The 3,445-nt window shown below is 52.5% G+C and carries 2 rRNA genes; both read right to left on the bottom strand.

Annotated elements, in window-relative coordinates:
- Positions 1-24: 24 nt before the first annotated feature.
- A 5S ribosomal RNA gene (rrf, locus tag J7024_RS36630) occupies positions 25-137 on the bottom strand.
- 154 nt (positions 138-291) lie between these two features.
- Positions 292-3,173: ribosomal RNA gene (locus tag J7024_RS36625) — 23S ribosomal RNA — on the bottom strand.
- Positions 3,174-3,445 lie beyond the last annotated feature (272 nt).

The raw sequence follows: 3,445 nt of genomic DNA, 5'->3' as shown, positions 1-3,445 counted from the left end.
GGGCGGGGGTTTCTGGCTTAGGGAGCCTGACGATTACCTACTTTCACACGGGAATCCGCACTATCATCGGCGTAGAGTCGTTTCACGGTCCTGTTCGGGATGGGAAGGGGTGGGACCGACTCGCTATGGTCATCAGGCAAAGAGGGTTGTTCTGCTGGCGCGGCCAACAGAACCAATCTGGGAAGAAGCAGTAATTTAGGTTGTGTGTATCACACACGAGAATCCAACATGTCGCGCTGGATCGCAGCCGGTGCTTGCGCACGGCGCCGATCTACAAGGCAGACTTGTTATAGGATCAAGCCTTACGGGCAATTAGTATCAGTTAGCTGAACGCATTACTGCGCTTACACACCTGACCTATCAACGTCCTGGTCTCGAACGACCCTTCAAGGGGATCTAGTCCCCAGGGATATCTCATCTTAAGGCGAGTTTCCCGCTTAGATGCTTTCAGCGGTTATCTCTTCCGAACATAGCTACCCGGCGATGCCACTGGCGTGACAACCGGTACACCAGAGGTTCGTCCACTCCGGTCCTCTCGTACTAGGAGCAGCCCCCTTCAAATATCCAACGCCCACGGCAGATAGGGACCAAACTGTCTCACGACGTTTTAAACCCAGCTCACGTACCTCTTTAAATGGCGAACAGCCATACCCTTGGGACCGGCTACAGCCCCAGGATGAGATGAGCCGACATCGAGGTGCCAAACACCGCCGTCGATATGAACTCTTGGGCGGTATCAGCCTGTTATCCCCAGAGTACCTTTTATCCGTTGAGCGATGGCCCTTCCATACAGAACCACCGGATCACTATGACCTGCTTTCGCACCTGCTCGACTTGTCGGTCTCGCAGTTAAGCACGCTTATGCCATTGCACTATCAGCACGATTTCCGACCGTACCTAGCGTACCTTCGTACTCCTCCGTTACGCTTTGGGAGGAGACCGCCCCAGTCAAACTGCCTACCATGCACTGTCCCCGACCCGGATCACGGGCCAAGGTTAGAACCTCAAACAAACCAGGGTGGTATTTCAAGGACGGCTCCACCGAAACTAGCGTTCCGGTTTCATAGCCTCCCACCTATCCTACACAGATCGGTTCAAAGTCCAATGCAAAGCTACAGTAAAGGTTCATGGGGTCTTTCCGTCTAGCCGCGGGTAGATTGCATCATCACAAACACTTCAACTTCGCTGAGTCTCGGGAGGAGACAGTGTGGCCATCGTTACGCCATTCGTGCAGGTCGGAACTTACCCGACAAGGAATTTCGCTACCTTAGGACCGTTATAGTTACGGCCGCCGTTTACCGGGACTTCAATCAAGAGCTTGCACCCCATCATTTAATCTTCCGGCACCGGGCAGGCGTCACACCCTATACGTCCACTTTCGTGTTTGCAGAGTGCTGTGTTTTTATTAAACAGTCGCAGCCACCAGTTTATTGCAACCCCTTCACCCTTTGCGCGCAGGCGCATCAAGCTACAAGGGCGTACCTTATCCCGAAGTTACGGTACCAATTTGCCGAGTTCCTTCTCCCGAGTTCTCTCAAGCGCCTTAGAATACTCATCTCGCCCACCTGTGTCGGTTTGCGGTACGGTCATCGTTAGACTGAAGCTTAGAGGCTTTTCTTGGAACCACTTCCAATTGCTTCGCTCCCTAAGGAGCTCGCGCCACACCCTTGAATCCTGCGCCCGGATTTGCCTAAGCGCCTTCTCCAATGCAGCGACCGGGACTTCCAACACCCGGACAACCTTCCGCGATCCGTCCCCCCATCGCATCTAACAATGGTGCAGGAATATTGACCTGCTTCCCATCAGCTACGCATTTCTGCCTCGCCTTAGGGGCCGACTCACCCTACGCCGATGAACGTTGCGTAGGAAACCTTGGGCTTACGGCGAGGGGGCCTTTCACCCCCTTTATCGCTACTCATGTCAGCATTCGCACTTCCGATACCTCCAGCACGCTTTTCAACGCACCTTCGCAGGCTTACGGAACGCTCTCCTACCATGCGAGCAAAGCTCGCATCCGCAGCTTCGGTATATAGCTTAGCCCCGTTACATCTTCCGCGCAGGACGACTCGATCAGTGAGCTATTACGCTTTCTTTAAAGGGTGGCTGCTTCTAAGCCAACCTCCTGACTGTTTTAGCCTTCCCACTTCGTTTCCCACTTAGCTATATTTGGGGACCTTAGCTGGCGGTCTGGGTTGTTTCCCTCTTGACACCGGACGTTAGCACCCGATGTCTGTCTCCCGTGATTGCACTCTTCGGTATTCGGAGTTTGCTATGGCGGGGTAATCTGCAATAGACCCCCCAACCATGACAGTGCTCTACCCCCGAAGGTGAGACACGAGGCACTACCTAAATAGTTTTCGGAGAGAACCAGCTATTTCCAAGTTTGTTTAGCCTTTCACCCCTATCCACAGCTCATCCCCTAACTTTTCAACGTTAGTGGGTTCGGACCTCCAGTACGTGTTACCGCACCTTCATCCTGGCCATGGATAGATCACTTGGTTTCGGGTCTACGCCCAGCAACTGAACGCCCTATTCGGACTCGCTTTCGCTACGCCTGCCCTATACGGTTAAGCTTGCTACTGAACGTAAGTCGCTGACCCATTATACAAAAGGTACGCCGTCACCCCTTGCGAGGCTCCGACTGTTTGTATGCATGCGGTTTCAGGATCTATTTCACTCCCCTCCCGGGGTTCTTTTCGCCTTTCCCTCACGGTACTGGTTCACTATCGGTCGATCACGAGTATTTAGCCTTGGAGGATGGTCCCCCCATCTTCAGACAGGATTTCACGTGTCCCGCCCTACTTGTCGCACACCTAGTTCTTTCATACTGTTTTCGCCTACAGGGCTATCACCTGCTATGGCCGCACTTTCCAGAGCGTTCGGCTAACAATACAAATAAAGAGTGCAAGGCTCATCCCATTTCGCTCGCCACTACTTTGGGAATCTCGGTTGATTTCTTTTCCTGCGGTTACTTAGATGTTTCAGTTCACCGCGTTCGCTTCGCATGGCCTATGTATTCAGCCATGGATACTCCAAAAGGAGTGGGTTTCCCCATTCGGACATCTACGGATCAAAGCTCGTTTGCCAGCTCCCCGTAGCTTTTCGCAGGCTACCGCGTCCTTCATCGCCTGTGATCGCCAAGGCATCCACCACATGCACTTGTTCGCTTGACCCTATAACGAGTCTGTCTCATCGACAGTCGTTACAGGTTGAGTTCTCGCGTTGTGCCGTATTCCAATTGAGTCAAACATAGAGTTCGAATCATCTTGAGATACATCGATACAATCACAACCCGGATAACTTCCACGTCCATCTCAAGACGCTTCCGCTATCCAAATTACTTACTTCTTCCAGATTGTTAAAGAACGACAGCCGATACGTAAGACGTATCACTCTGACTGGCTCAATCGCCAATGACAAAGACTCGAACAACGCTTCGTTCGAA

The organism is Burkholderia sp. WTPI3 (assembly GCF_021483755.1).
In the GTDB taxonomy this organism is placed as follows: domain Bacteria; phylum Pseudomonadota; class Gammaproteobacteria; order Burkholderiales; family Burkholderiaceae; genus Burkholderia.
Note: the sequence above shows the minus strand (reverse complement) of the source record. Positions and strands in the feature narration are given on the sequence as shown.